At 66.0% G+C, this 21,564-nt stretch carries 18 protein-coding genes; 11 read left to right on the top strand and 7 right to left on the bottom strand.

The genetic code is table 11. The features are described 5' to 3' along the window. Window positions 1-24: 24 nt before the first annotated feature. From AC51GR_RS10190 to AC51GR_RS10170, 5 genes are all read left to right on the top strand, one after another. Window positions 25-408: a hypothetical protein gene (locus tag AC51GR_RS10190; RefSeq protein ID WP_496324507.1), complete on the top strand. Its 384-nt coding sequence runs from the start codon at window positions 25-27 to the stop codon at window positions 406-408. Window positions 409-481: 73 nt separating this feature from the next. Next, a complete protein-coding gene (locus tag AC51GR_RS10185; RefSeq protein ID WP_496324506.1) occupies window positions 482-1,168 on the top strand; it encodes a YcnI family copper-binding membrane protein in 687 nt (228 codons plus the stop codon). Next, window positions 1,165-1,677, top strand: a complete 513-nt coding sequence (locus AC51GR_RS10180; protein ID WP_496324505.1) for a copper resistance CopC family protein — start codon at window positions 1,165-1,167, stop codon at window positions 1,675-1,677. Before AC51GR_RS10185 ends, AC51GR_RS10180 begins: the two co-directional genes overlap by 4 nt. 4 nt (window positions 1,678-1,681) lie before the next feature. Further along, entirely contained in the window at window positions 1,682-2,605 is a 924-nt protein-coding gene (locus tag AC51GR_RS10175; RefSeq protein ID WP_496324504.1) for a CopD family protein, read from the top strand. 115 nt (window positions 2,606-2,720) lie between these two features. Further along, window positions 2,721-3,266, top strand: a complete 546-nt coding sequence (locus AC51GR_RS10170; RefSeq protein ID WP_496324503.1) for a hypothetical protein — start codon at window positions 2,721-2,723, stop codon at window positions 3,264-3,266. 32 nt (window positions 3,267-3,298) lie between these two features. On the opposite strand, the gene AC51GR_RS10165 is transcribed toward AC51GR_RS10170, so the two are convergent. Genes AC51GR_RS10165 through AC51GR_RS10155 form a run of 3 tightly spaced genes read right to left on the bottom strand, consistent with a single transcriptional unit; the run spans window position 3,299 to window position 5,623 of the window. After that, window positions 3,299-4,852: a succinic semialdehyde dehydrogenase gene (locus AC51GR_RS10165; protein ID WP_496324502.1), complete on the bottom strand. Its 1,554-nt coding sequence runs from the start codon at window positions 4,850-4,852 to the stop codon at window positions 3,299-3,301. Window positions 4,853-4,863: 11 nt separating this feature from the next. After that, on the bottom strand, window positions 4,864-5,352 hold the full coding sequence (gene rraA / locus AC51GR_RS10160) for a ribonuclease E activity regulator RraA (RefSeq protein ID WP_496324501.1): 489 nt from the start codon (window positions 5,350-5,352) through the stop codon (window positions 4,864-4,866). A gap of 49 nt (window positions 5,353-5,401) precedes the next feature. Continuing rightward, window positions 5,402-5,623: an RNA-binding S4 domain-containing protein gene (locus tag AC51GR_RS10155; protein ID WP_110259450.1), complete on the bottom strand. Its 222-nt coding sequence runs from the start codon at window positions 5,621-5,623 to the stop codon at window positions 5,402-5,404. Window positions 5,624-5,686: 63 nt separating this feature from the next. Here AC51GR_RS10155 and lysX point away from each other — a divergent pair, with 63 nt between their 5' ends. From lysX to AC51GR_RS10125, 6 genes are all read left to right on the top strand, one after another. Continuing rightward, window positions 5,687-9,037 carry a bifunctional lysylphosphatidylglycerol synthetase/lysine--tRNA ligase LysX gene (gene lysX / locus AC51GR_RS10150; protein WP_496324500.1) on the top strand — a complete coding sequence of 1,117 codons (3,351 nt, stop codon included), beginning with the start codon at window positions 5,687-5,689 and terminating at the stop codon, window positions 9,035-9,037. A gap of 17 nt (window positions 9,038-9,054) precedes the next feature. Further along, a complete protein-coding gene (locus AC51GR_RS10145; RefSeq protein ID WP_496324499.1) occupies window positions 9,055-9,789 on the top strand; it encodes a hypothetical protein in 735 nt (244 codons plus the stop codon). 12 nt (window positions 9,790-9,801) lie between these two features. Continuing rightward, a complete protein-coding gene (locus AC51GR_RS10140; protein WP_496324498.1) occupies window positions 9,802-10,521 on the top strand; it encodes a response regulator transcription factor in 720 nt (239 codons plus the stop codon). Then, window positions 10,518-11,948: a sensor histidine kinase gene (locus AC51GR_RS10135; protein ID WP_496324497.1), complete on the top strand. Its 1,431-nt coding sequence runs from the start codon at window positions 10,518-10,520 to the stop codon at window positions 11,946-11,948. Before AC51GR_RS10140 ends, AC51GR_RS10135 begins: the two co-directional genes overlap by 4 nt. Window positions 11,949-12,184: 236 nt before the next feature. Next, the gene (locus AC51GR_RS10130; protein WP_496324496.1) at window positions 12,185-13,108 is read left to right on the top strand and encodes a hypothetical protein; all 924 of its coding nucleotides are present in this window, start codon (window positions 12,185-12,187) and stop codon (window positions 13,106-13,108) included. Between the two features lie 9 nt (window positions 13,109-13,117). Continuing rightward, on the top strand, window positions 13,118-13,987 hold the full coding sequence (locus AC51GR_RS10125) for an alpha/beta fold hydrolase (RefSeq protein ID WP_496324495.1): 870 nt from the start codon (window positions 13,118-13,120) through the stop codon (window positions 13,985-13,987). A 9-nt stretch (window positions 13,988-13,996) separates the two neighbouring features. Here the strand turns inward: AC51GR_RS10125 and AC51GR_RS10120 are convergent, their stop codons facing one another. The 4 genes from AC51GR_RS10120 to gltB all read right to left on the bottom strand — a co-directional run bounded on the left by AC51GR_RS10120 (window position 13,997) and on the right by gltB (window position 21,479). Further along, window positions 13,997-14,164, bottom strand: a complete 168-nt coding sequence (locus AC51GR_RS10120) for a hypothetical protein (protein ID WP_496324494.1) — start codon at window positions 14,162-14,164, stop codon at window positions 13,997-13,999. Window positions 14,165-14,427: 263 nt separating this feature from the next. Next, window positions 14,428-15,336: a cutinase family protein gene (locus AC51GR_RS10115; RefSeq protein WP_496324493.1), complete on the bottom strand. Its 909-nt coding sequence runs from the start codon at window positions 15,334-15,336 to the stop codon at window positions 14,428-14,430. A 100-nt stretch (window positions 15,337-15,436) separates the two neighbouring features. Next, window positions 15,437-16,903: a glutamate synthase subunit beta gene (locus AC51GR_RS10110; RefSeq protein ID WP_496324492.1), complete on the bottom strand. Its 1,467-nt coding sequence runs from the start codon at window positions 16,901-16,903 to the stop codon at window positions 15,437-15,439. After that, on the bottom strand, window positions 16,896-21,479 hold the full coding sequence (gltB, locus tag AC51GR_RS10105; protein ID WP_496324491.1) for a glutamate synthase large subunit: 4,584 nt from the start codon (window positions 21,477-21,479) through the stop codon (window positions 16,896-16,898). The genes AC51GR_RS10110 and gltB overlap by 8 nt, the downstream gene beginning before the upstream one ends. Between the last annotated feature and the right edge of the window lie 85 nt (window positions 21,480-21,564).

The following is a 21,564-nucleotide window of genomic DNA, read 5'->3' as shown; positions in this document are numbered from 1 at the left end:
GGCACCCCGGGGCTGCTCCTGCTGATGTTGCTCGGTGTGGCCGCCGGAGCCCTGAGTAGGCACCTGATGACCGCGGCCGGATTCCTGGTCCTGCTGACCGGCACCCAGGTTGCCGCGCACGTGTCTCTCACGGCGGTCGCCGAGCCGATGGCGATGGCGCACCAGAGCAACACCGCCGCGATGCTGATCACGCACTTCATCGCAATTCCGATATGCGCCTTGCTGATCTCCGGTGCCGACCGCCTGTACCAGGTGATCACCTCGGTCCTGCGGGGGCTCGGATTCCTGATCGGCGTACCGATCACGGACCGCAATCGGCCGGGTACACCACAAACCCCGGCCCCGGAACCGCTCATCACCCTGATCGCCCCCGGAGGCATCGGGGTTCGAGGTCCACCGGCGAGCTGATTCCACTCGCCACATTCACCACCCGGCAACCTGGTCGGGTGATGACACCTCTTCTCTACCAAAGGAATCACGCATGTCTTCATTCTCGCGGCGGGTCCGGCTCATCGGCGCCGGCATCGCCACCACCGCCCTCGTCGGGTCCGGCACACTGCTCGGTGTGGGTTCGGCTTCGGCGCACGTGAGCGCCGTCGGCGAAAACCTCACCCAGGGCGGCTACGGCGTCATCAACTTCCGGGTTCCGAACGAATCGGACACTGCCGGCACCATCTCGGTGAGCGTGACCCTGCCGAACCTGAAATCCGCTCGCACCGAGCCCATTCCGGGATGGACCGCCGAGATCACCAGGGACGCCACCACCGAGGAGGCGACGTCGGTGACCTGGACTGCGGTCGAGGGCAATCCGGGCATTCAGCCCGGCGAGTTCATGCAGTTCCCGCTCTCGGCCGGTCCGCTGCCCAAGCAGGAGACCGTCGAGTTCCCGGCAGTGCAGACCTACTCCGACGGAGAGGTCGTCAACTGGGATCAGCCCACCAGCGAAGGTGAGCCCGAGCCCGACAAGCCCGCCCCGACCGTGACGCTGGGTGCGGAGTCCGCCGACGGTCACGGCCACGGCGGCGATTCGGCGAGCGAGGATGCCCACTCCGACGCAGATGAGCATTCCGAAGACAACACCGCGCGCTGGCTCGGCGGCATCGGAATCGCCTTGGGCGCACTGGGTATCGGTATCGGTATCGGCGCACTGCTGCGCTCACGCCGATGAGGCGCATCGTCCTCACGCTGGGCGCGGTGGTCTTCGCGGTGTTGGCGGGTATTGCCAATACCCCGATCGCGTCGGCACATGCAGCGCTGATCAGCTCGGATCCCGCCGACGGCGCGTCGCTGGCGGTCGGACCGTCCAAGGTGACACTGACCTTCAACGAGCCGATGCAGGAGAGCTTTCCGAGCCTGACCGTGGTCGGACCGGACGAGCACTACTGGCAATCCGGCGAAGCCACGGTCACCGGCCGCACGATGAGTGCACCGGTCTCCGAGTTGGGGCCCACGGGCGTCTACACCATCAACTACCGGGTGACCTCGGCCGACGGCCACCCGGTGGAGGGCCGGCTGACGTTCACGCTGACCACCGAGGGCCAGGGCACGCCCGGTGAAGCGGTCGACGACGGTGATTCGGCGTCGTCGGGAGTTCCGGTGTGGCCGTTCATCGTCGGCGCGGTGGTGCTGTTCGCCGGCGGCCTGGCATTTGCGCTCCGGCCGCAGCGCAAGAAGTAGCCACATGACTGCGGGTACGGCACGGCGCGAGTGGTTGCTCGGTGCCGTACCCGCGGCATGTGTCGGGGCCGCGCTGGCCGCGTTGGTCGCGCACCCGGCCGGACCCGAGCCCGATGCTCTTGCCCAGGCGGTCGCCTTCGTCGCCGCGATGACCGTCCTCGGACTGACCGGACTTCGACACCTCGGTGGTGACCCCGCCGACCCGACTGCACTGCGGCTCATGTCCGGGGCGGCGGGGCTGTGGGCCGTCGCCGCAGTGCTGGCGGCCTGGCTACATGCCGCCGAGCGGGTCGGGCAGTCCCCCACCGCGCTCGGGGTCCGCGACTTCGTCGAAGCAGGCGGTGCCACTCCGGCGATCATCAGCGCCGGTTGTGCGGTCGGGATCTGCATCGCGGCCATCGTCTGGATGCGCCGGCCGAACCTGGTGGCGCCGGAGGCCGCGGCCGCGTTGGCGGCCCTCGGGCTGGTCATCGTGCCGATCACCGGACATCTGAGCCGACAGACCGGCGGGGTGGCAGTGCTCGCGGTCCATGTCCTCGCCGCCGCCTGGTGGTGCGGGGCCCTGATCGCGCTGGCCCTGACCGCCCGCGGCCGCAAGGCGTGGGCGCGGGGACTACCGCGGTTTTCTCGTCACGCCCAGTGGTGCGTACTCGCACTGGTGTGCAGCGGTGTGGTCGCCGCAGTCCTGCAGCTCGGTTCGCTGTCGGAGCTGTGGACGACCGGGTACGGGCGGATCCTCCTGGCGAAGGCGGCCGGACTGGCAATGCTGCTGATCTGCGCCGTCTATCTGCGCAAACGCTGGGTACCGGCGGCCGCCGGACACCGCTTCCCCGAAACGTCCTCTCTCCGTTTGGCTGTCGCCGAGGTACTGGTCATGGCCGTGGTGATCGGACTGGCCGCCGGCCTGGGATCGACCGCACCCAACTGAGCCGCCCGCGCTCGGGACAGGCATGATTGTCTGCACGCACCCGCCGACGCAGTAGGGGGTCCGCCCCCGCCGAAACCCCCCTGTTCGTCTGATCCCGCGAAGAAGCGAGCACCGCATGGCAGACCCGGACCCACAGCCCGCATCCGAGCCGCAACCGGACGGTACGCCCGGACGCCCGCCGGAGCCCGAGAAGACGCCGCCGAAAAAAGCTCCCGCCAAGAAGGCCGCCGCCAAGAAACCGGCCGCCGAAAAGGCACCCGCAAAGAAGATCCCGGCCAAGAAAGCACCGGCCAAGAAGACTGCGGCCAAAAAGACCGGCTCCCAGAAGCCCCCGGTCCGGCGCGGACCCGACAAGCCGCGCAACACGGCGCCGCCGAAGTCCACCCCGGCCCAGGCGGTGGCCGCCAACGGACCGGCCGAGCCGCCCGCAACGGTGCCGCCCACACCGGTCGCAAGCACCGAACCGGCGGCCGAACCGACCGGGACTCCGGCCGCAGCCAACCCCGAACAGCCGTCTCGATTCACCGCCCTCAAGCAGACCGAGCCGACTCCGCTGACCGCCACCCGACCGTCGCCACGCAAGGAGCTCGGCTGGCTGGTCGCAGCGCTGCTGGCCGTCGCCATCGTGGTGGTCGTCCGCCGCCGTCGACCGGGCTCCTGACGATCTGTCGTTCCAGCCCGGTCGCGGACGGATCAGCGGCCGGGCAGGAACTTCAGCGACTTGACGAACACCGGAACGATCCGCATGAACAGCGAACGCGGGACGCCCTTGATGCCGCCGAGACCGATGATGCGTTGCTCGGCGACGGTCTGCGGTTCGGTGTATTTGAGCAGTCCCTCGACACCGTGGCGACGCCCCACACCGGATCGGCCCATGCCACCCATCGGGGCAGCGGTCGATCCCCAGGCCGCCGCGTAACCCTCGTTGATGTTGACGGTTCCGGCGCGTAGTTCTGCGGCGATCTTTCTGGCCTCTTCGGACGACCCGGCAAAAACGCTTGCGTTCAAACCGTATTCGGTGTCGTTGGCCCGTTCGATCGCCTCATCGACCGACTCGACCGGATAGATCGACACCAGCGGACCGAAGGTCTCGGCGGCGTAGCAGTCCATGCCCTCTTCCACACCGGCCAGCACCGTCGGCTCATAGAAGAACGGGCCGAGATCGGGACGCCGCCTGCCTCCGGCAAGGACGGTGGCGCCCTTGGCCTTGGCGTCTTCGACGTGCGCTTCGATCGTGTCGACCTGCGCCGCCGACGCCAGCGATCCCATCTCGGTGGAGAAGTCGTAGGCGTCGCCGATGGTCATGGCGGCAACCCGGCGGGCGAACTTCGCCGCGAAGTCGGCGGCCGCGGAGTTCTCGACGTAGATCCGTTCGATCGAGATGCAGAGCTGTCCCGAATTGGAGTAGGACGCGCGCACCGCCCCCTCGACCGCTTTGTCGATGTCGGCGGTTTTGGTGACGATCATCGGGTTCTTGCCGCCGAGCTCGGCGGAGAATCCGATGAGCCGGCGTCCGGCCTGTTCGGCGAGCTGGGCGCCGGTGGCCGAGGAGCCGGTGAACATCAGATAGTCGGCGTGGGCGACGATCGCCTGGCCCACCACCGATCCCGGTCCGGGCACCACCGCGAACAGTTCCCGGGGCAGACCGGCCCGATAGAGCAGTTCGACCACCGCGAGTGCGCAGTAGGGCGTCTGGCTGTCGGGCTTGAGGACCACCGCGTTGCCGGCCATCAGCGCGGCCAGACCGTCGGACACCGCCAGTGTCATCGGGTAGTTCCACGGCGAGATCACCCCGACCACGCCTTTTGCCTGGTATCGCACCCGGGTGTCGGTCACGACGGGGAGCATTCCCTTGACCCTGCCCGCAGCCAGCAGCCTGGGGCCGGTCTTGGCGTAGTGCCGGGCGGTCATCGCCACATCCAGCACTTCCTCCTGGGCGTATCCGCGGGCCTTGCCGGTCTCGGCCTGCGCCATGTCGGCCAGCGCGGCCCGGTTCTTCATCACCAGGTCGGCAAAATCGGTCAGGACCCGGGCCCGCTCCCGGGGCCAGAGCTTCGACCACTCCGCCTGCGCGATCCGTGCCTTCTCGAAGGCGGCCGTGACGTCGTCTGCGGTACCCACCGGGATCGTCGTCATCTCGGTGCCACTGAATGCCTCGAGCACCGGCCGGGTCGGCCGGTGCTCGACATCGTCAATCGCGACCAGCTCGCGAAGCCGGTCGAACGTGCTCTGATCAGGTTTTGCCATGGTGCTCACCCCTACTCCGCAGGCGCGACGAGGACGATGCCGTCGTCATCGCTGTAGGCGAGGTCGCCTGGATTGAATGTGACACCACCGAGCTCGATCGGGACATCGCGTTCGCCGACGCCGCTCTTGGTCGACTTGCGCGGGTTGGTTCCGAGCGCCTTGACGCCGATCTCCATCCCACCGATCATCTTGGAGTCCCGGATCGCCCCGTTGATGATGATCCCCGACCATCCGTTGCTGCGGCCGAGCTCGGCGATCACGTCGCCGACCAGCGCGGTGTGCAACGAGTTCGCCCCGTCGATCACCAGGACGCCCCCGTTGCCGGGTTCGGAGAGGATCGACTTCAGGAGCGCGTTGTCCTGGAAGCACTTGACGGTGGTGACCGGTCCGACGAACTCCCGGGTGCCGCCGTACTGGGTGAACTGGACATCACAGCTGCGGACATCCGGGCCGATCTCATCGACGAGGTCGGCGGTTGGTACAAACGTCGTTTCGCTCATGGGCCCCAGCCTAACGACACTTCCTACCGGCGGGTAATAACGGTGCCGATCACTCGGGCGGCCCCACGGCGGCTTCGAAGCCACCGATCTCCACGACGTCGCCGACGACGAGCTGCCGTCCACGTCGGGTCTCCACCTCACCGTTGACACTCACCAGGCCGTCGGCGATCACCTCCTTGGCCTCGGCCCCGGATTCGATGAGATTGGCCAGTTTCAGGAACTGGCCCAGACGGATCGAGTCATCACGGATGGGAACTGTTTGTCGGCTCACGATCCAATCCTCTCACCCGCACGTTAACGTTGTTACGGACCAGCTGCGGAAAGGCACCCACCTGTGAGCGTCGAAACACCCGAAATCATCACCGAGACAAGCTCACCCATTGCCAAACCATCGAGATTGACACCGCCTGCGGGATGGTTCCGGAATGCTCCTCGCCACACCAGCCGGCTTGTCGGCGTTCTGGCCGCGATCTCCCTGCTCAGCAGCCTTTCGTACCAGTTCCGGCGCCTCACCGAAGTACCGCGCGAGTACATCGACAACTACATCGTCTCGGCGCCGGACACCAGCCTGGCATGGGCTCTTGTGCTGGCGCTCTTGGCTTTTGCGCTCGCCTCCCGCAAGCGCATCGCATGGTGGCTGACCGTCGCCTACATCCTGGTGTTCGGTACGGCCAACGTTGTCTACCTGTTCGAACCGTTGGCGTCCGAGAACGGTGTGAACACCGTGGTCCGGATCAACATCTTCATCGGACTCGCGCTCCAGTTGCTCGCCCTGGCGTATCTCGTTGCCAGCTACCAGCAGTTCTATACAAAGGTCCGCCGCGGCGCGGTCTGGCGCGCCCTCGGGGTCCTGGTCGCCGGCCTGGTCGCCGCATCACTCATCGGGTGGGCGCTCGTCGAGATCTGGCCGAACACACTTCCGCAGCCCCACCGTTTGCCATATGCGATCAATCATGTTGTGACGTTTGGATCTGTCGACATCTCGACCGACTACGACAAGTACCACTCGTATCAGCCGATCGACACCCTGCTCGGCGTCCTCGGTGCGCTTGCGCTCATCGCCGCGGCGCTGATCCTGTTCCGTTCGCAGCGCTCGGACAACTCGATGACGCCGGACGACGAACGCCTGATCCGCCTGTTGATCAAGGGATACAGCGGCGACGATTCACTGGCCTACTTCTCGACGCGGCACGACAAGGCAGTGGTGTTCGCCCCCAACGGATTGGCGGCGATCACCTACCGCGTGGAGGTCGGCACCGCGATGGCGGGCGGAGATCCGGTCGGCGACAAGAAATATTGGCCGGACGCGATCGCCGAATTCCTCAAGGTCTGCGACCGGTACGGCTGGCATCCGGGCGCGATCGGGGTCAGTGTCACCGGCGCCGAACACTGGGCCGCCGCCGGACTCAAAACACTCAACATCGGCGACGAGGCGATCATCCACGCCCGCGGCTACAACCTCAACGGGCCTGACATGAAAGCGGTTCGGCAGTCGGTGGCGCGGACCAAGCGCGCCGGGATCACCGTCCGGATCTGCCGGCACGAGGACCTGACGCCAGAACAGATGTCCGCCATGATCGCTCGCGCCGACGCCTGGCGGGACACCGACGAGGAGCGCGGCTTCTCGATGGCCCTCGGCCGTCTCGGCGACCCCGAGGACGGTCGTTCGATCCTCGTCGAAGCCGTTCAGGATGCCGGGACGAATGACGAGAAGGTCGTCGGCATGCTCTCGTTCGTACCGTGGGGCGCCACCGGCGCCTCGCTCGATGTGATGCGGCGCGACCACGATTCGATCAACGGCCTGACCGAGACGATGGTGACCGAGTTCGCCGAGAATGCCGAGGCATTCGGGATCCTTTACATCTCGATGAACTTCGCGGCCTTCCGCGCGGTCTTCGAAGAAGGCGGCACCATCGGCGCCGGCCCGATCATGCGAGCGATGTACGGCGCGCTGACCTTTGCCTCGAAGTACGTGCAGATGGAGTCGCTCTACAAGTCGAACGCCAAGTACCAGCCCGAGTGGGTGCCACGCTTCCTCTGCTTCGAGGACGCCCGAACGGTTCCGCGCGTCGGTCTCGCGGCGGTGGTCAACGAAGGTTTCGTGAAGCTGCCCAAGTTCGACAGGGGTGGCGACTTCACCGGTGGTTCGTCGTCGATCCCGCCGGGCGTGGACATCGAGCAGATCGCCGAACAGATCGAAAGCGAAGGCGAGGCAGAGCATCGCGGCCCGCGCCGCCCCGAGCAGGTCCGGGTGCGGCTGGCCAAGCTCGACGAGCTGACCGCCGCCGGGATCGATCCGTACCCACCGGCTTATCCGCCCACCCACACCATCGCCGAGGCGGTGGCCGCGCCCGAGGGCACCACCGGCCGCATCGCCGGACGCGTGATCCGGATGCGCGACTTCGGCAAGGTGGTGTTCTGCGATGTGCGCGACTGGAGCGGCGACATGCAGGTACTGGTGGATTCGAGTGCACTCAAGCCCGACGCGCTCGATCTCGCGGGCATCGTCGATCTCGGCGATCTCATCGAGGTCAGCGGTACCGTCGGACGTAGTCGCAAGGGCGAGTTGTCGCTGCTGGCCAAGGATTGGCGGATGCTCGGCAAGTGCCTGCATCCGTTGCCGGACAAGTGGAGTGGGCTCACCGACCCCGAAGCCCGGGTTCGCCAACGATATGTGGACCTCACCGTCAATCCGCGGGCCCGTGAGCTGATGCGGGTCCACAGCGCGATCGTGAAGTCGATGCGTGACTTCCTCTCCGGCCGGGACTACCTGGAGGTGGAGACACCGATCCTGCAGCAGATCCACGGCGGCGCCAACGCAGCACCGTTCCGCACCCACATCAACGCCTACGATCTCGATCTCTACCTGCGCATCGCTCCCGAGCTCTACCTCAAACGGCTCTGTGTCGGCGGCATGGAGCGGGTGTTCGAGATGGGCCGCAACTTCCGCAACGAGGGTGTGGACTTCAAACACAACCCGGAGTTCACCAGCCTGGAAGCCTATGAGGCACACAGCGATTACGACCGGATGTTGCACCTGACCAGGCAGATGATCCAGAACGCCGCCATCGCCGCACATGGCGAGCAGGTGGTCTTCATCGAAGGCCCCGGTGGCGAGATCGAGAAGGTCGACATCTCCGGTGAATGGCCGGTGAAGACACTGCACGGCGCGGTGTCCGAGGCGATCGGCGAAGAGGTCACCCCGTACTCGGAGGTCGAGTACCTCAAAGAGCTGTGCGACAAGCACGACATCGCGTACCGCAACGACTGGGATGCCGGCCAGGTGGCGCTCGAGATGTACGAGCACCTCGTCGAAGACCAGACGACGTTCCCGACGTTCTACAAGGACTTCCCGACGTCGGTGTCACCGCTGACCCGCCAGCACCGGACCATTCCGGGTGTCACCGAACGCTGGGACCTGGTCGCCTGGGGCGTCGAATTGGGCACCGCCTACACCGAACTCACCGATCCGGTGGAGCAACGCAAACGCCTCACCGAGCAGTCGTTGCTCGCGGCCGGCGGTGATCCCGAGGCCATGGAACTCGACGAGGACTTCTTGCAGGCCCTCGAACACGGGATGATGCCGACCGGCGGTCTGGGCATCGGCGTGGACCGGATCGTCATGCTACTGACCGGGCAGTCGATCCGCGAGACGCTCGCATTCCCCCTCGCGAAACCCAAGTAGAGCGGCGGTTAGAGCTCGTGAACTGGTTTCACACACATGTGGTCGAGACCGGCCGCTCGGCCGCACTGGCGGCCTTGATCGGCTTCATCATCGCGTACGGGATCACCCGGCGGGTGACACTGTCCATCAAGGCCCGCAAGAACAACCCCGACAACGACCTCGGCTCGGGCCCGGTGAACGACATCTACATCGGTGGCGTCCACATCCATCATCAGGTGTGGGGCATCCTGCTGGTTCTTGTCAGTGCGCTGCTCGAGTTCAGGTTCCGGCCGGAAGCGCCATGGCTCGAGGTGCTGGCCGCCCTGTTCGGAATCGGGGCGGCGCTGGCCCTCGACGAGTTCGCGCTGTGGCTGCACCTGGAGGACGTCTATTGGACCGAGGAGGGCCGCAAGTCGATCGACGCGGTGATGATCGCTGCCGTGGTGGGGCTGGCCATGCTCATCGCCACCTCTCCCATCGGGGAGAACGAACCGCACTCGAATGCCCTGGGCGGCACCCTCGTCGCGGCGGGCGTGGTGGCCCACCTGCTCTATACGGTCATCTGCTTGCTCAAGGGCAAGGTTGCCACCGGTCTGATCGGTCTGCCGGTACCACTGCTCGGGTTCTTCGGCTCGATCCGCCTGGCCCATCCTGATTCGTACTGGGCCAGGCGCTTCTACTCGCCGACAAAGATCGACCGGGCCCGCCGGCGCTACGGGAAGTACGTCGATCGCCGGGAACAGATGCGAGACCTGGTGGGCGGGCGCAGGTAGGCTCCGATCGCGATGGGCCAGCGCGACACGACAGGCGATGATCAGGACCCGGCGCCACGGGTCCTGATGATCGACGACGATCCGGAGCTGACCGAGATCGTCACCTCATCGCTCGAGTTCAGCGGTTACCAGGTGGTGTCCGCGCCCACCGGGACCGACGCGATGAAGGCGTTGGCGGAGCCGTTCGATGTGGTCATCCTCGACGTGATGCTGCCCGGCCTCGACGGTTTCGAAGTCGTGCAGCTGATCCGCCGCCGCGACGAACACACCCCGGTGTTGTTCCTGACCGCTCGGAGCGCAATCGAGGACCGGGTTCGCGGCCTGCGGCTCGGTGGGGACGACTACCTGACAAAGCCGTTCAGCATGGCCGAGTTGCTGGCCCGCATCGACGCGTTGATCCGGCGCGCCGGTTCGGGCGGTCCGCCCCAGGATGTTCTGCAGGTGGGTGATCTCCGGATGGATCGCGGCGCCCGGCGGCTGACCCGCGGTGACGCGCCGATCTCGTTGTCGGCCACGGAGTTCCGTTTGGTGGAGTATCTGATGGTGAACGCCGGACACGTCATGTCCAAATCGCAGATCATGGATCAGGTCTGGGGCTACGATTTCGGCCGGGACGGGAACGTCGTCGAACGGTTCGTGTCCAACATCAGGCGCAAGATCGACGACCCCGACCATCCGCGGTTACTCCACACGGTCCGCGGATTCGGATACACGATGGACGCGTCCCGGTGAGCAGTCGGACCCCGCGGACCCTCCGTTTCCGCCTCGGCGTGACCCTGGGACTGCTGACCGTCGTCATCACTCTGGTCGCGCCACTGCTCAGTGTGGTCCTGGTCCGCGACTACCTCGAGGACCGCGCCAACGCGCAACTGATCAACACGTCGGATCGCATCGAGGCCGCACTGTCCGCGGTCTCACCCATCGAGGTCCCGGCGCAGCAGGTTGCGGCCCTACTCCCTTCTCTCGCCGTGTTCGTCGTCGTCGATTCCGCGGGCCAAGGCCACATGATCGGATCGGCCGGCAGCGATCTGACATCGGCCGAGCGGGCCACGTTCGTGCGCGCGACAGCGGATCTCGCAGCCGGCCAGGCCAAGCGGATCACCGTGGGATCCGAGAATTACGCCGTCACCCGCATTCCGGCACCCGGGATCGTCATCGTCGACAACGCCTCGACCGTGGAGGTCACGGATCTGATCATCGGCCTCGACCAACGCGACAACGATCTGCTCGTCGAGCGCCTGCTCTGGTATACCGTCGCCGGCGCCTTCGCGTCGATGATCGTGGTCGGCGGTTTCGGCGCCTACCTGTTGCGGCGCGGGCTGCGGCCGTTGGAGGTGATGGCCGACGCTGCGGCCACCCCCGACGGGGACGACATGCAGACGGTCGTCTCACAGGTGGCCCGATCAAACTCGGGCGCCGAGATCGTCGCTCTGGCAACTGCTTTCGAGACCGCCTTCGTAGCCCGTCAGGACGCCGAGCACCGCATGCGCAACTTCGTCGCGGACGCCTCCCATGAACTCCGGGCACCGGTGACCACGATGAGTTCGTGGATCGATCACTATCTCCAGGGCGGCCTCACCAGCGCCGACGACATCGACCTGATGGTGGCCCGGCTCGAGGCGGAGACCGGGCGGATGCGTCATCTGCTCGATGAGATGACCTTGCTCGCCCGCACCGATGCCGGGGTGCCGTTCGACCTGACCCGGATGGATGTGGGCGATCTGGTCCGCGAAGTGGTGTCCGATGCCCGGGTCGTCACCCCGGAACGGGAGATCTTCTTCCGCTGCACCGGCCCGGCCCCGGTCCTCGGCGATCCGCATCGTCTTCGGCAGGTGTTCGGCAACATCATCGGCAATGCTCAGGAGCACACGCCGGCCGACCGGCCGATCGAGGTCCTGGTCACGACCGGGCCCGACATTCGAGTCGAGGTACGCGACCACGGAGATGGGATCCCTCCCGACCAACTGGAGAACCTGTTCGACCGTTTCTGGCGGGCGGAACCCGGTGGCGCACGGACACAGGGACATTCGGGCCTGGGGCTCGCGATCGTCAAGGCCATCGTCGAGGCACACAACGGGACGACCACGGTGACGTCCGCGCCGGGCGTGGGTACCGTCGTGACGGTGGTTCTTCCCGTTGCCGACGAAACCGTCAGCTGATCGTCAGCTTCCGCGGGGGGTGATGGCGAGGTCGGCGTGGTGTGCTCGCGTGTGCCGCCGAACAATCGGCACCGCAGGTATCACGCCGACGACAAGGACGACCGTTGCACCTCCCAGACCCCGTTGTCCGGCTGTGGCGAACCGGTTCACGCTGGACCACCCGGCTTTTCGGGTCCGCTCCCATATTCCTGACGGTCGTCCTGATCGGCATATGTACCGGGACACTGGTTTTCGCCATGACATACACACCGGCCCCGACGGCTCCGCCCACCGGACCGGACTCCGGGAACGTCGAATCGGAGAAGGTCGAATCGGCGCGGACCTCGCTGCAGGAAGCGCAACTGCTGTTCGGGTTCCTGTCGGGCGCGGCAACCAGCGCCTCCTCCGGGATCAGCACGGTGACCTCGAGCGCCCAGCAGATATTCGACTCCATCGACACCGCGCGGCTCGGTGCCGATCAACTCGTACAGGCACTCGGCTCTGCTCCCGATCTGACGGTCGCGGCCGATCAGATCGCGACCGCGAGCACCTCGGCAGGCGACGCCGTCGGCGAGGCACAGAATCTGTCCGCGGTCGCCACGCAATTCGACCAGCTCATCAGTCCGCTGCTGACCACCCTGGACACGGTCAAGGCGCCGGGGTCCAAAGAAACACGCGACGGTCTGCAGGCGATGCAGACGTCGGCGCGAGCCCTCTCGGCCGATCTCGATTCGGTTGCCGGGTTGCGGACCTCCCTGACCGATCTCGGTTCCTCGGTGCAGACGTCGGCGGCCTCGGCCAACAGCGCCATCTCGTCGGCGTACACGTCGGCGGTCGAACTCCGCGACGGTCTGGCGACCCTGTCCGGCGCCCGGACCGACGCGGTGGCCGCCGCCGAGCAGGTGACCGATGGCGTGGACCAGCTCGGTGGTGTCCTCACCTCGATCGGTGACGATCTCAAGCGGGCAACCGAGTCGCTGACGGTCGACGAGCCCGAGGCACCGGCCGGGGACGAGGCGCGGGCCGCAGAACCCGAACAGCCCGGACCTGCCACCGAAGCGTCGGCGGTGACCACGGCCAAGGCAATCGGATACGGGGCCCTGGCCTCTCTGGTCGTCCTCTTCGTGATCGCCGGGTTCACCGGAACTGCGCGAAGGACGGGCAAGGTCGCCGCCACCTAGACTGGCCCGGTGCAGCCGCCCGGGGGTTTCCTGACCATCGCGGGCCTGCGCACCCATGTGGTGGTCGATGGACAGGGCCCACCACTGCTGTATCTGGCGGCGCTGGGCGGTAACTGGTTCGACTTCGAGCAGGTGACCGAGCTGCTAGAGGACCGATGGACGGTCATCCGCTACGACCGGCCCGGATATGGTTTCTCCGAGCCGCTGCCCGAAGGGCAAGTCCCGTCGATCGCCGCCGAGGTCGAACGTATCGACGCAGTTCTCGACACCCTCGGCATCACCGAGCCGGTTCTGCTGGTCGGGCATTCGCTGGCCTCGCTGTATGCCGAGGCGTATGCGCGCAGCAGACCCGATCGTGTTGCGGGCGTGATCATGCTCGACGGTTCGTACGTGGTGTTTCCGGTACAGGTCGTGCCCCCGAGCTGGAGCAACCGATTCGCGCACGTGGCTGCCGCGTTGATCAACAAGCTGCCGCTGCCCCGCTCCGCCGGTGTCATCGGCCATGCGATCGCGACGTACCCCGGAGCACCGGATGGGTTCGACGACGAACAGAAATCCTGGATCGCCGAGGTGTTCGGCGGCGATAACTATCCACGCGCGCTCCTGGTGGAGCAGACGGCGTTCGGGGTGCTGAACGCCGAACTGATCAGATTGCGTCCGAGCGCCGAACTGCTCGCTCCGACGCTGGTCGTGTCAGCGGTTTCGGGTCGACGTACCCCGGTCAGGATTTACTGGGAATGGAAGCAACGCCGGTACGCGGCGATGCTGGGGGCCGACTATCGGGCGTTGAGCCCGGCGCGCCACTACTTCGTGGTGCAGCAACCCGGACTCACCGCAGAGGTGATCACCGAGTTCGCGGACCGCATGATCACGGAGTGAATCGGGTCGTCAGAGATTGAAGCGGCGAAGGTCGGCCGACGTCGCCAGACGCTCGCCGTCCTCGGGAAGCATCCGGGCCAGCCGACGATGGGCGATCAGCCCGTTCAACCCGAAGAGGTGAGGGGTCTTCGCGAGGAGTTGATTGCGGCGGCGAGTGCGGGAATTCGCCAATTTCACGACGGATCACATCCTGATTTTACTACAGCGGACAGTATTCATGATACTGCGGACAGCCCTGGTGGTGGTCGCCGGGCACGTCCCATTCGTCTGTGTCATGTGTCGTGCCGGGCCTTCGCGTCGTTACTCTCCGCAGGTCAGCACCCTGAGATCCTTCATGTTGTTGCCCAGGTCACATTACGCCGGCCAACTTGCGATCCTTCGGAGGAACACGCGGGAATGTCACATCTGCCCCAGCAGTCACAAGGGTAACGCGACAGGACTCAGGCGAGACCGGCGAGGAAGTTACGTGCCCACTGCAGTGCGCTCACCCCGGGTTGCACCTCGAAGTCGCCATAACTGGTGTGGGAACCCGACTGCAAGAACTTGTCGAAGGCAACGATCTGCGCTCGGGCCTTTTCGTTGCTCAGTTCGTCGACGAGTGCGCCCGGACCACCCCGGGTGATCAATTCGCCGACGATCGCGGCGGCTTCGAGCTGGTACTGGGCGACCTGATCCGGATTGGGGTCACTGGTTTCGGCGAGGTAGCCGACGATCCGGGAGATGTAGTAGTCGCGGGGCACATTGCAGTACTGATCGTTCGGCTCGCAGATGGTGAAGGTACGGTTCTTCACCCAGCCGAATCCGCCCTGTCGCGGGCCGCCGTTACCTTCGCCGCTGAGCTTCGGGCCGATCAGCGCATCCTGCTTGGACCGCCGAGGATCGGAGAGCAGAACGGCGCCGGCAAACCTGGCCGGAGAGATGACCCCCCGTCCGGTGCCGATGTCGGCGGCCACATCGCCCGCGGCGTCCGCGCCCTGGCTGTAGCCGATCAGAGCGACCTTGGCCCCGGGGCACCGTTGGGTCATCACGACCGCCAGACCCTCGGCGTTGGCCACGGCCTGCGCCTTGGACTCACCGTAGATGCTGCCGCCGTCGTCCCAGGGGAAAGCGGTGGCGTTGTATCCGACGAGCTGGGTCTTCGTTTCCGGACCCAGACCCGTCGTCGGATATGCGAGCATGCCCCGGATCTGAGCGTCGGCCGACTTCTCCCAGGTACCCGGGATCGCCAACACGTAGAGCTCCGGACAGTCCGCGGGATCGGCTCCCGCCACCGGAGTGGCCAGAGCCGTCAGCGTTCCCGCTGTCAGTACCCCCGCCGCGAACGCACTGACCCATCGACGCAACCGCATGCTGCTTCCTCCGCTGATCCGACAACCCGAGCGGGTAACGATCTGATATCGCTCCCCCGCCCGTGCACATCCTCTCAGGTCACAGAGGATTCCGCAGCGGCTATCGCTGAGGTGCCTGCGTCGGCTCGATCGGTGACGGCAACAGTGTGGAACCGGTGAGGTACGTGTCGGCGGCAGCTGCTGCCGAACGTCCCTCGGCGATCGCCCAGACGATCAGCGACTGGCCACGGCCGGCGTCGCCGGCCACGAACACACCCGGGACGGTCGACTCGAAGTTGTTGCCACGCTTGACGTTTCCGCGCTCGTTGTAGGCGACACCGAGCTTGTCGAGGAAGTCGCCACGCTCGGGACCGACAAAGCCCATGGCCAGCAGGACCAGATCGGCCTCGAGCTCGAACTCGCTGCCCTCGACCTTCTCGAAACGTCCGGCGTTCATCACGACCTCATGCGCCTTCAACCCGGTGACCCGTCCGTCTTCGCCGAGGAATTCCTCGGTGTTCACGGAAAAGACACGCTCGCCGCCCTCTTCGTGGGCCGACGAGACGCGGAACATGAGCGGGTAGGTCGGCCACGGTGTCGACTCCGCTCGCTCCTCCGGGGGACGCGGCATGATCTCGAACTGATGCACGATCTCGGCGCCCTGGCGCAGCGAGGTACCGAGGCAGTCTGCACCGGTGTCGCCGCCGCCGATGATGATGACCTTCTTGCCCTTGGCGGTGATCGGCGGCTGGCCGTCGGCATCGAGGACGTCGTCGCCCTGCTGTACCCGGTTGGCCCAGGGCAGGAACTCCATCGCCTGGTGGATGCCGTCGAGTTCACGGCCGGGGATCGGCAGATCGCGACCCACCGTGGACCCGTTGCACAGGATCACCGAGTCGAAGTCTGCGCGAAGCTGTTCGACGGTCAGGTCCACACCGACATTGACACCGGTGCGGAACGTGGTGCCCTCGGCCTCCATCTGCTCGAGACGGCGGTCGATGTGCCACTTCTCCATCTTGAACTCGGGGATGCCGTAGCGGAGCAGTCCGCCGATGCGGTCGGCCCGCTCGAAGACGGTGACGTCGTGGCCTGCGCGGGTGAGCTGCTGGGCGGCGGCGAGTCCGGCCGGACCCGATCCGACCACGGCCACCGACTTGCCGGTCTTGACCGAGGGCAGGATCGGGGTGACCCAGCCTTCGTCGAAGGCGTTGTCGATCAGCTCGACCTCGACCTGCTTGATCGTGACCGCGGGCTGGTTGATCCCCAGCACGCAGGACGCCTCGCAGGGCGCCGGGCACAGCCGTCCGGTGAACTCCGGAAAGTTGTTGGTCGCGTGCAGACGCTCTATGCCGTCGGCCCAACGGTCCTTGTAGACCAGGTCATTCCATTCGGGAATGAGGTTGGCCAACGGGCAACCGTTGTGGCAGAACGGGATACCGCAGTCCATGCAACGGCTGGCCTGGGTCTTGAGGGTTTCCTTGTCGAAATCCTCGTAGACCTCTTTCCAGTCCATCAGGCGCAGCGGTACCGGCCGGCGCTGCGGCAGTTCCCGTTCCGGGTGCTTGATGAAACCTCGCTGATCAGCCACGTGCGGCCTCCATAACTGCCTCGTCCACGCTGCGTCCGTCCTTCTCCGCTGCCGCAATGGCCAGCAACACGCGTTTGTAATCGCGCGGCATCACCTTGACGAAGTTCTGCGCTTTGTTCGCAAAGTCGTCCAGGATCGCCTGTGCGACCGGGGAACCGGTCTCGTTGCGATGCTTGTTCACGATGCCCTCGAGGAACTCGAGGTCGTCGGCTTCGAGGGGTTCGGGCGAAACGAGTTCGGTGTTCAGGTTCGCCGCCAATGCGCCGGCCGGGTCGTAGACGTACGCGATGCCGCCGGACATGCCGGCCGCGAAGTTGCGTCCGGTCGATCCGAGGACCACCACCCGTCCACCGGTCATGTACTCACAGCCGTGGTCGCCGACTCCCTCGACCACAGCGGTGACACCGGAGTTACGCACGCAGAACCGTTCGCCGACCACTCCGCGCAGCAGGATCTCGCCGCCGGTGGCGCCGAATCCGATCACGTTGCCGGCGATGATGTTCTCTTCTGCCACAAAGCCATCGGGGGCGTTGTCCGCGGGTGCGACGACGATGCGACCACCCGAGAGACCCTTGCCGACGAAGTCGTTGGCGTCACCCTTGAGGCGCAACGTCACACCCTTGGGCACAAACGCGCCGAAACTGTTGCCCGCCGAACCCGTGAAGTCGATGATCACGGTGCCGTCCGGCAGTCCGTTCGCACCGTAGTTCTTGGTGATCTCGTGGCCGAGCATGGTGCCGACCGTGCGGTTGACGTTGGCGATCTTCGACGTGAAGGACACCCGCTCGCCCTTGTCGATCGCGGGACGGGCCTGTGCGATCAACTGCTGATCGAGGGCCTTGTCCAGCGCGTGGTCCTGGCTGCCGGAGCAGTACAGGTCCTGGTTCATGAACGGGGAATCCGGCTGCACCAGGATCGGCGACAGATCGAGTTTGCCCGCCTTCGCCGACTTCCAGTGATCGAGTGCCTTGGTGGTGTCGAGCATCTGCACCTGGCCGACGGCGTCCTGCAGGGTGCGGAAGCCCAGTCGGGCCAGCAGTTCCCGGACCTCTTCGGCGATGTACATGAAGAAGTTCTCGATGAACTCGGGCTTGCCGGTGAACCGCTCGCGCAGCAACGGGTTCTGCGTCGCGACACCCACCGGGCAGGTGTCGAGGTGGCAGACGCGCATCATCACGCAGCCTGCGACGACCAATGGTGCAGTGGCGAAACCGAACTCCTCGCCACCGAGCAGCGCGGCGACAACCACGTCGCGACCGGTCTTGAGCTGGCCGTCGACCTGCACCACGATGCGGTCGCGAAGTCCGTTGAGCAGCAACGTCTGCTGGGTCTCGGCCAGGCCGAGTTCCCAGGGTCCGCCGGCGTGCTTCTCGGACGTCAGTGGCGTGGCACCGGTACCGCCGTCGTGACCGGAGATCAGGACGACGTCGGCGTGTGCTTTCGACACACCCGCAGCGACCGTTCCGACGCCCACTTCCGAGACAAGTTTCACGTGAATCCGAGCTTCCGGATTCGCGTTCTTCAGGTCGTGGATCAGCTGGGCGAGATCCTCGATCGAGTAGATGTCGTGATGCGGCGGCGGCGAGATCAGACCGACGCCGGGGGTCGAACCCCGGACCTCGGCGACCCACGGGTACACCTTGTGCGGCGGAAGCTGGCCGCCTTCACCGGGCTTCGCGCCCTGAGCCATCTTGATCTGGATGTCGGTGCAGTTGGTCAGGTAGTGCGAGTTGACGCCGAAACGTCCCGACGCGACCTGCTTGATGGCACTGCGACGCCAGTCGCCGTTCTCTTCGCGCTCGAAGCGGGCGACGTTCTCGCCGCCCTCACCCGAGTTGGAGCGACCACCGAGACGGTTCATCGCGATCGCGAGGGTCTCGTGCGCCTCGGCCGAGATGGAGCCGAAGCTCATCGCACCGGTCGAGAAGCGCTTGACGATCTCGCTGGCCGGCTCGACCCGATCGATCGGGATCGGATCCCGGTCACCGAAGTTGAAGTCGAAAAGACCACGCAGCGAGGCGATCTGCTTGGACTGGTCGTCGACGAGCTTCGTGTACTCCTTGAACACCGAGTACTGGCCGGTGCGGGTGGAGTGCTGCAGCTTGAAGACGGTGTCCGGGTTGAACAGGTGGTATTCACCTTCGCGACGCCACTGGTATTCGCCGCCGACCTCGAGCTCGCGGTGTGCGCGCTCCTCGGGACGGTCGGTGAAGGCCACGGCGTGGCGGACGGCGACCTCGTCGGCGATCTCGTCGAGACCGATGCCACCGAGATGGGACCGCAGACCGGTGAAGTACTCGTCGACGGTTTCCTGGTTGATGCCGATGACCTGGAACAGCTGTGCTCCGGTGTACGACGCCAACGTGGAGATGCCCATCTTCGACATCACCTTGAGGACGCCCTTGCCGGCGGCCTTGATGTAGTTCTTCTGGGCGGTCTGGTAATCCAGGCCACCGAGAACGCCGCGCAGAGCGAGATCTTCGATGGTCTCGAGGGCCATGTACGGGTTGATCGCGGCGGCACCGAAGCCGACGAGTGCGGCCATGTGGTGCACCTCGCGGGCGTCACCGGCCTCGACCAGCAGGCCGACCTGGGTGCGGGTCTTCTCCCGGACCAGGTGATGGTGCACAGCCGAGGTCAGCAACAGCGACGGGATCGGGGCGTAGGTCTCGTCGGACTCGCGGTCCGAGAGGACCACCAGACGCGCGCCGTCGGCGATCGCCTCGGACACCCGGCGGCGAACGTCGTCGAGCGCCTTGCGCAAACCGGCGCCACCTTCGGCAACCGGGTACAGACCGCGGATCTGGACGCTGCGGTAGTCGGCGAAACGCTCGTCCTCGCCGAGACGAACCAGCTTGGCCAGGTTGTCGTTGTCGAGGATCGGCTGCGGGAGCACGATCTGCCGGCAGGACTCGGGGCCCGGGTTCAGCAGATCGGCCTCGCGACCGATCGTGCCACCGATGCTGGTGACGACCTCTTCGCGGATCGCGTCCAACGGCGGGTTCGTGACCTGCGCGAACATCTGCTGGAAGTAGTCGAACAGCATCCGCGAGCGCTTGGAGAGCACGGCGATGGGCGTGTCGGTGCCCATCGATCCGATTGCCTCGGCACCGGTGCGGGCCATCGGCTCGACCAGCAGGCTGATGTCTTCGGTGGTGTATCCGAACACCTGCTGGCGCAGCTTGACCCGGTCGTGGGCCATGTGGGTGTGCGGCTCACCCGGCAGGTCGTCGAGGTGCTTCATGCCCTCGTCGAGCCATTGCTGGTACGGGTGGGCGGCGGCGAGCTCGTCCTTGATCTCGGTGTCGTCGACGATGCGTCCGGCTGCGGTGTCCACCAGGAACATCCGGCCCGGCTGCAGGCGCAGCTTCTGGACAACATCTCCGTGATCGATGTCGAGGACACCGACCTCCGAAGCCATGACGACCAGGCCGTCCTTGGTTACCCAGATGCGGCTCGGGCGTAGACCGTTGCGGTCGAGGACCGCACCGATCAGGGTGCCGTCGGTGAAGCAGACCGATGCCGGTCCGTCCCAGGCCTCCATCAGCGTCGAGTGGTACTCGTAGAACGCCCGGTGCTCCGGCTTCATCGACTCGTGACGTTCCCAGGCTTCCGGGATCATCATCAGAACGGCGTGCGGCAGGCTGCGACCACCGAGATGCAGCAGCTCCAGAACCTCGTCGAATCGCGCGGTGTCAGAAGCACCCGCGGTGACCACGGGGAAGATCTTCTCCGCGGTGCCCTCACCGAAAACGCTGGTGTCGATGAGCGCCTCGCGGGCCCGCATCCAGTTCTCGTTGCCGGTTGCGGTGTTGATCTCACCGTTGTGGGCAACGCGACGGAAGGGGTGGGCCAGCGGCCAGCTCGGGAACGTGTTGGTGGAGAAGCGCGAGTGGACCAGGCCCAGTGCGCTCTCGACGCGATCGTCCTGCAGGTCGACGTAGAAACCACGTAGCTGAGGTGTGGTCAGCATGCCCTTGTAGACAAAAGTACGACCGGAGAGGCTTGGGAAGTACACGGTCTCGCGACCGGGTCCGTCCTGGCCGGCACCCTTGTTGCCGAGTTCGGTCTCAACCCGCTTGCGCACCACGTAGGCGCGCCGTTCCAGGTTGTCGCCGCTGCATCCCGCGATGAAGATCTGGCGGAAGGTCGGCATGGCGTCGCGCGCCAGCGCTCCCAGCGAAGCCTCATCGATGGGGACATCGCGCCAGCCCAGAACCGTCAGACCCTCGGACTGGACGATCTTCTCCACACCGTCACATGCGGCTTTGGCGTCTGCCGAACCCTGCGGAAGGAAGGCGATGCCCGTGGCATACGAGCCCTCGTCAGGAAGTTCGAAGTCGACAACCGCACGGAAGAAGCGGTCCGGGACCTGGATCATGATCCCGGCACCGTCACCGGTGTTCGGCTCGGCGCCTGCGGCACCACGATGTTCGAGGTTCACCAGGGCCGAGATCGCCTTGTCGACGATGTCGCGGCTACGCCGACCATGCATGTCGACAACAAAGGCGACACCGCAGGAGTCGTGCTCGTTCTGCGGGTCGTAGAGCCCAATCGGGCCGGGAGCGTGCTTCATACTTTTCGCCCTTAACATCGCGCTCAGTCGGAGCGCACCGTTTCAGCAGTGGTTACACACGTGGGACGGACAAACCAGATAAGGT

The sequence above is a fragment of the Williamsia sp. z71 genome, from assembly GCF_059553375.1.
This window is presented reverse-complemented; position numbering and strand designations above follow the sequence as displayed.

Excerpts from the sequence above, each read along its gene's own strand:
- AC51GR_RS10190 (WP_496324507.1), top strand. The coding sequence starts at position 25 with ATGTTGCTCGGTGTGGCCGCCGGAGCCCTGAGTAGGCACCTGATGACC.
- AC51GR_RS10185 (WP_496324506.1), top strand. The coding sequence starts at position 482 with ATGTCTTCATTCTCGCGGCGGGTCCGGCTCATCGGCGCCGGCATCGCC.
- AC51GR_RS10180 (WP_496324505.1), top strand. The coding sequence starts at position 1,165 with ATGAGGCGCATCGTCCTCACGCTGGGCGCGGTGGTCTTCGCGGTGTTG.
- AC51GR_RS10175 (WP_496324504.1), top strand. The coding sequence starts at position 1,682 with ATGACTGCGGGTACGGCACGGCGCGAGTGGTTGCTCGGTGCCGTACCC.
- AC51GR_RS10170 (WP_496324503.1), top strand. The coding sequence starts at position 2,721 with ATGGCAGACCCGGACCCACAGCCCGCATCCGAGCCGCAACCGGACGGT.
- AC51GR_RS10165 (WP_496324502.1), bottom strand. The coding sequence starts at position 4,852 with ATGGCAAAACCTGATCAGAGCACGTTCGACCGGCTTCGCGAGCTGGTC.
- rraA (WP_496324501.1), bottom strand. The coding sequence starts at position 5,352 with ATGAGCGAAACGACGTTTGTACCAACCGCCGACCTCGTCGATGAGATC.
- AC51GR_RS10140 (WP_496324498.1), top strand. The coding sequence starts at position 9,802 with ATGGGCCAGCGCGACACGACAGGCGATGATCAGGACCCGGCGCCACGG.
- AC51GR_RS10130 (WP_496324496.1), top strand. The coding sequence starts at position 12,185 with ATGACATACACACCGGCCCCGACGGCTCCGCCCACCGGACCGGACTCC.
- AC51GR_RS10115 (WP_496324493.1), bottom strand. The coding sequence starts at position 15,336 with ATGCGGTTGCGTCGATGGGTCAGTGCGTTCGCGGCGGGGGTACTGACA.
- gltB (WP_496324491.1), bottom strand. The coding sequence starts at position 21,479 with ATGAAGCACGCTCCCGGCCCGATTGGGCTCTACGACCCGCAGAACGAG.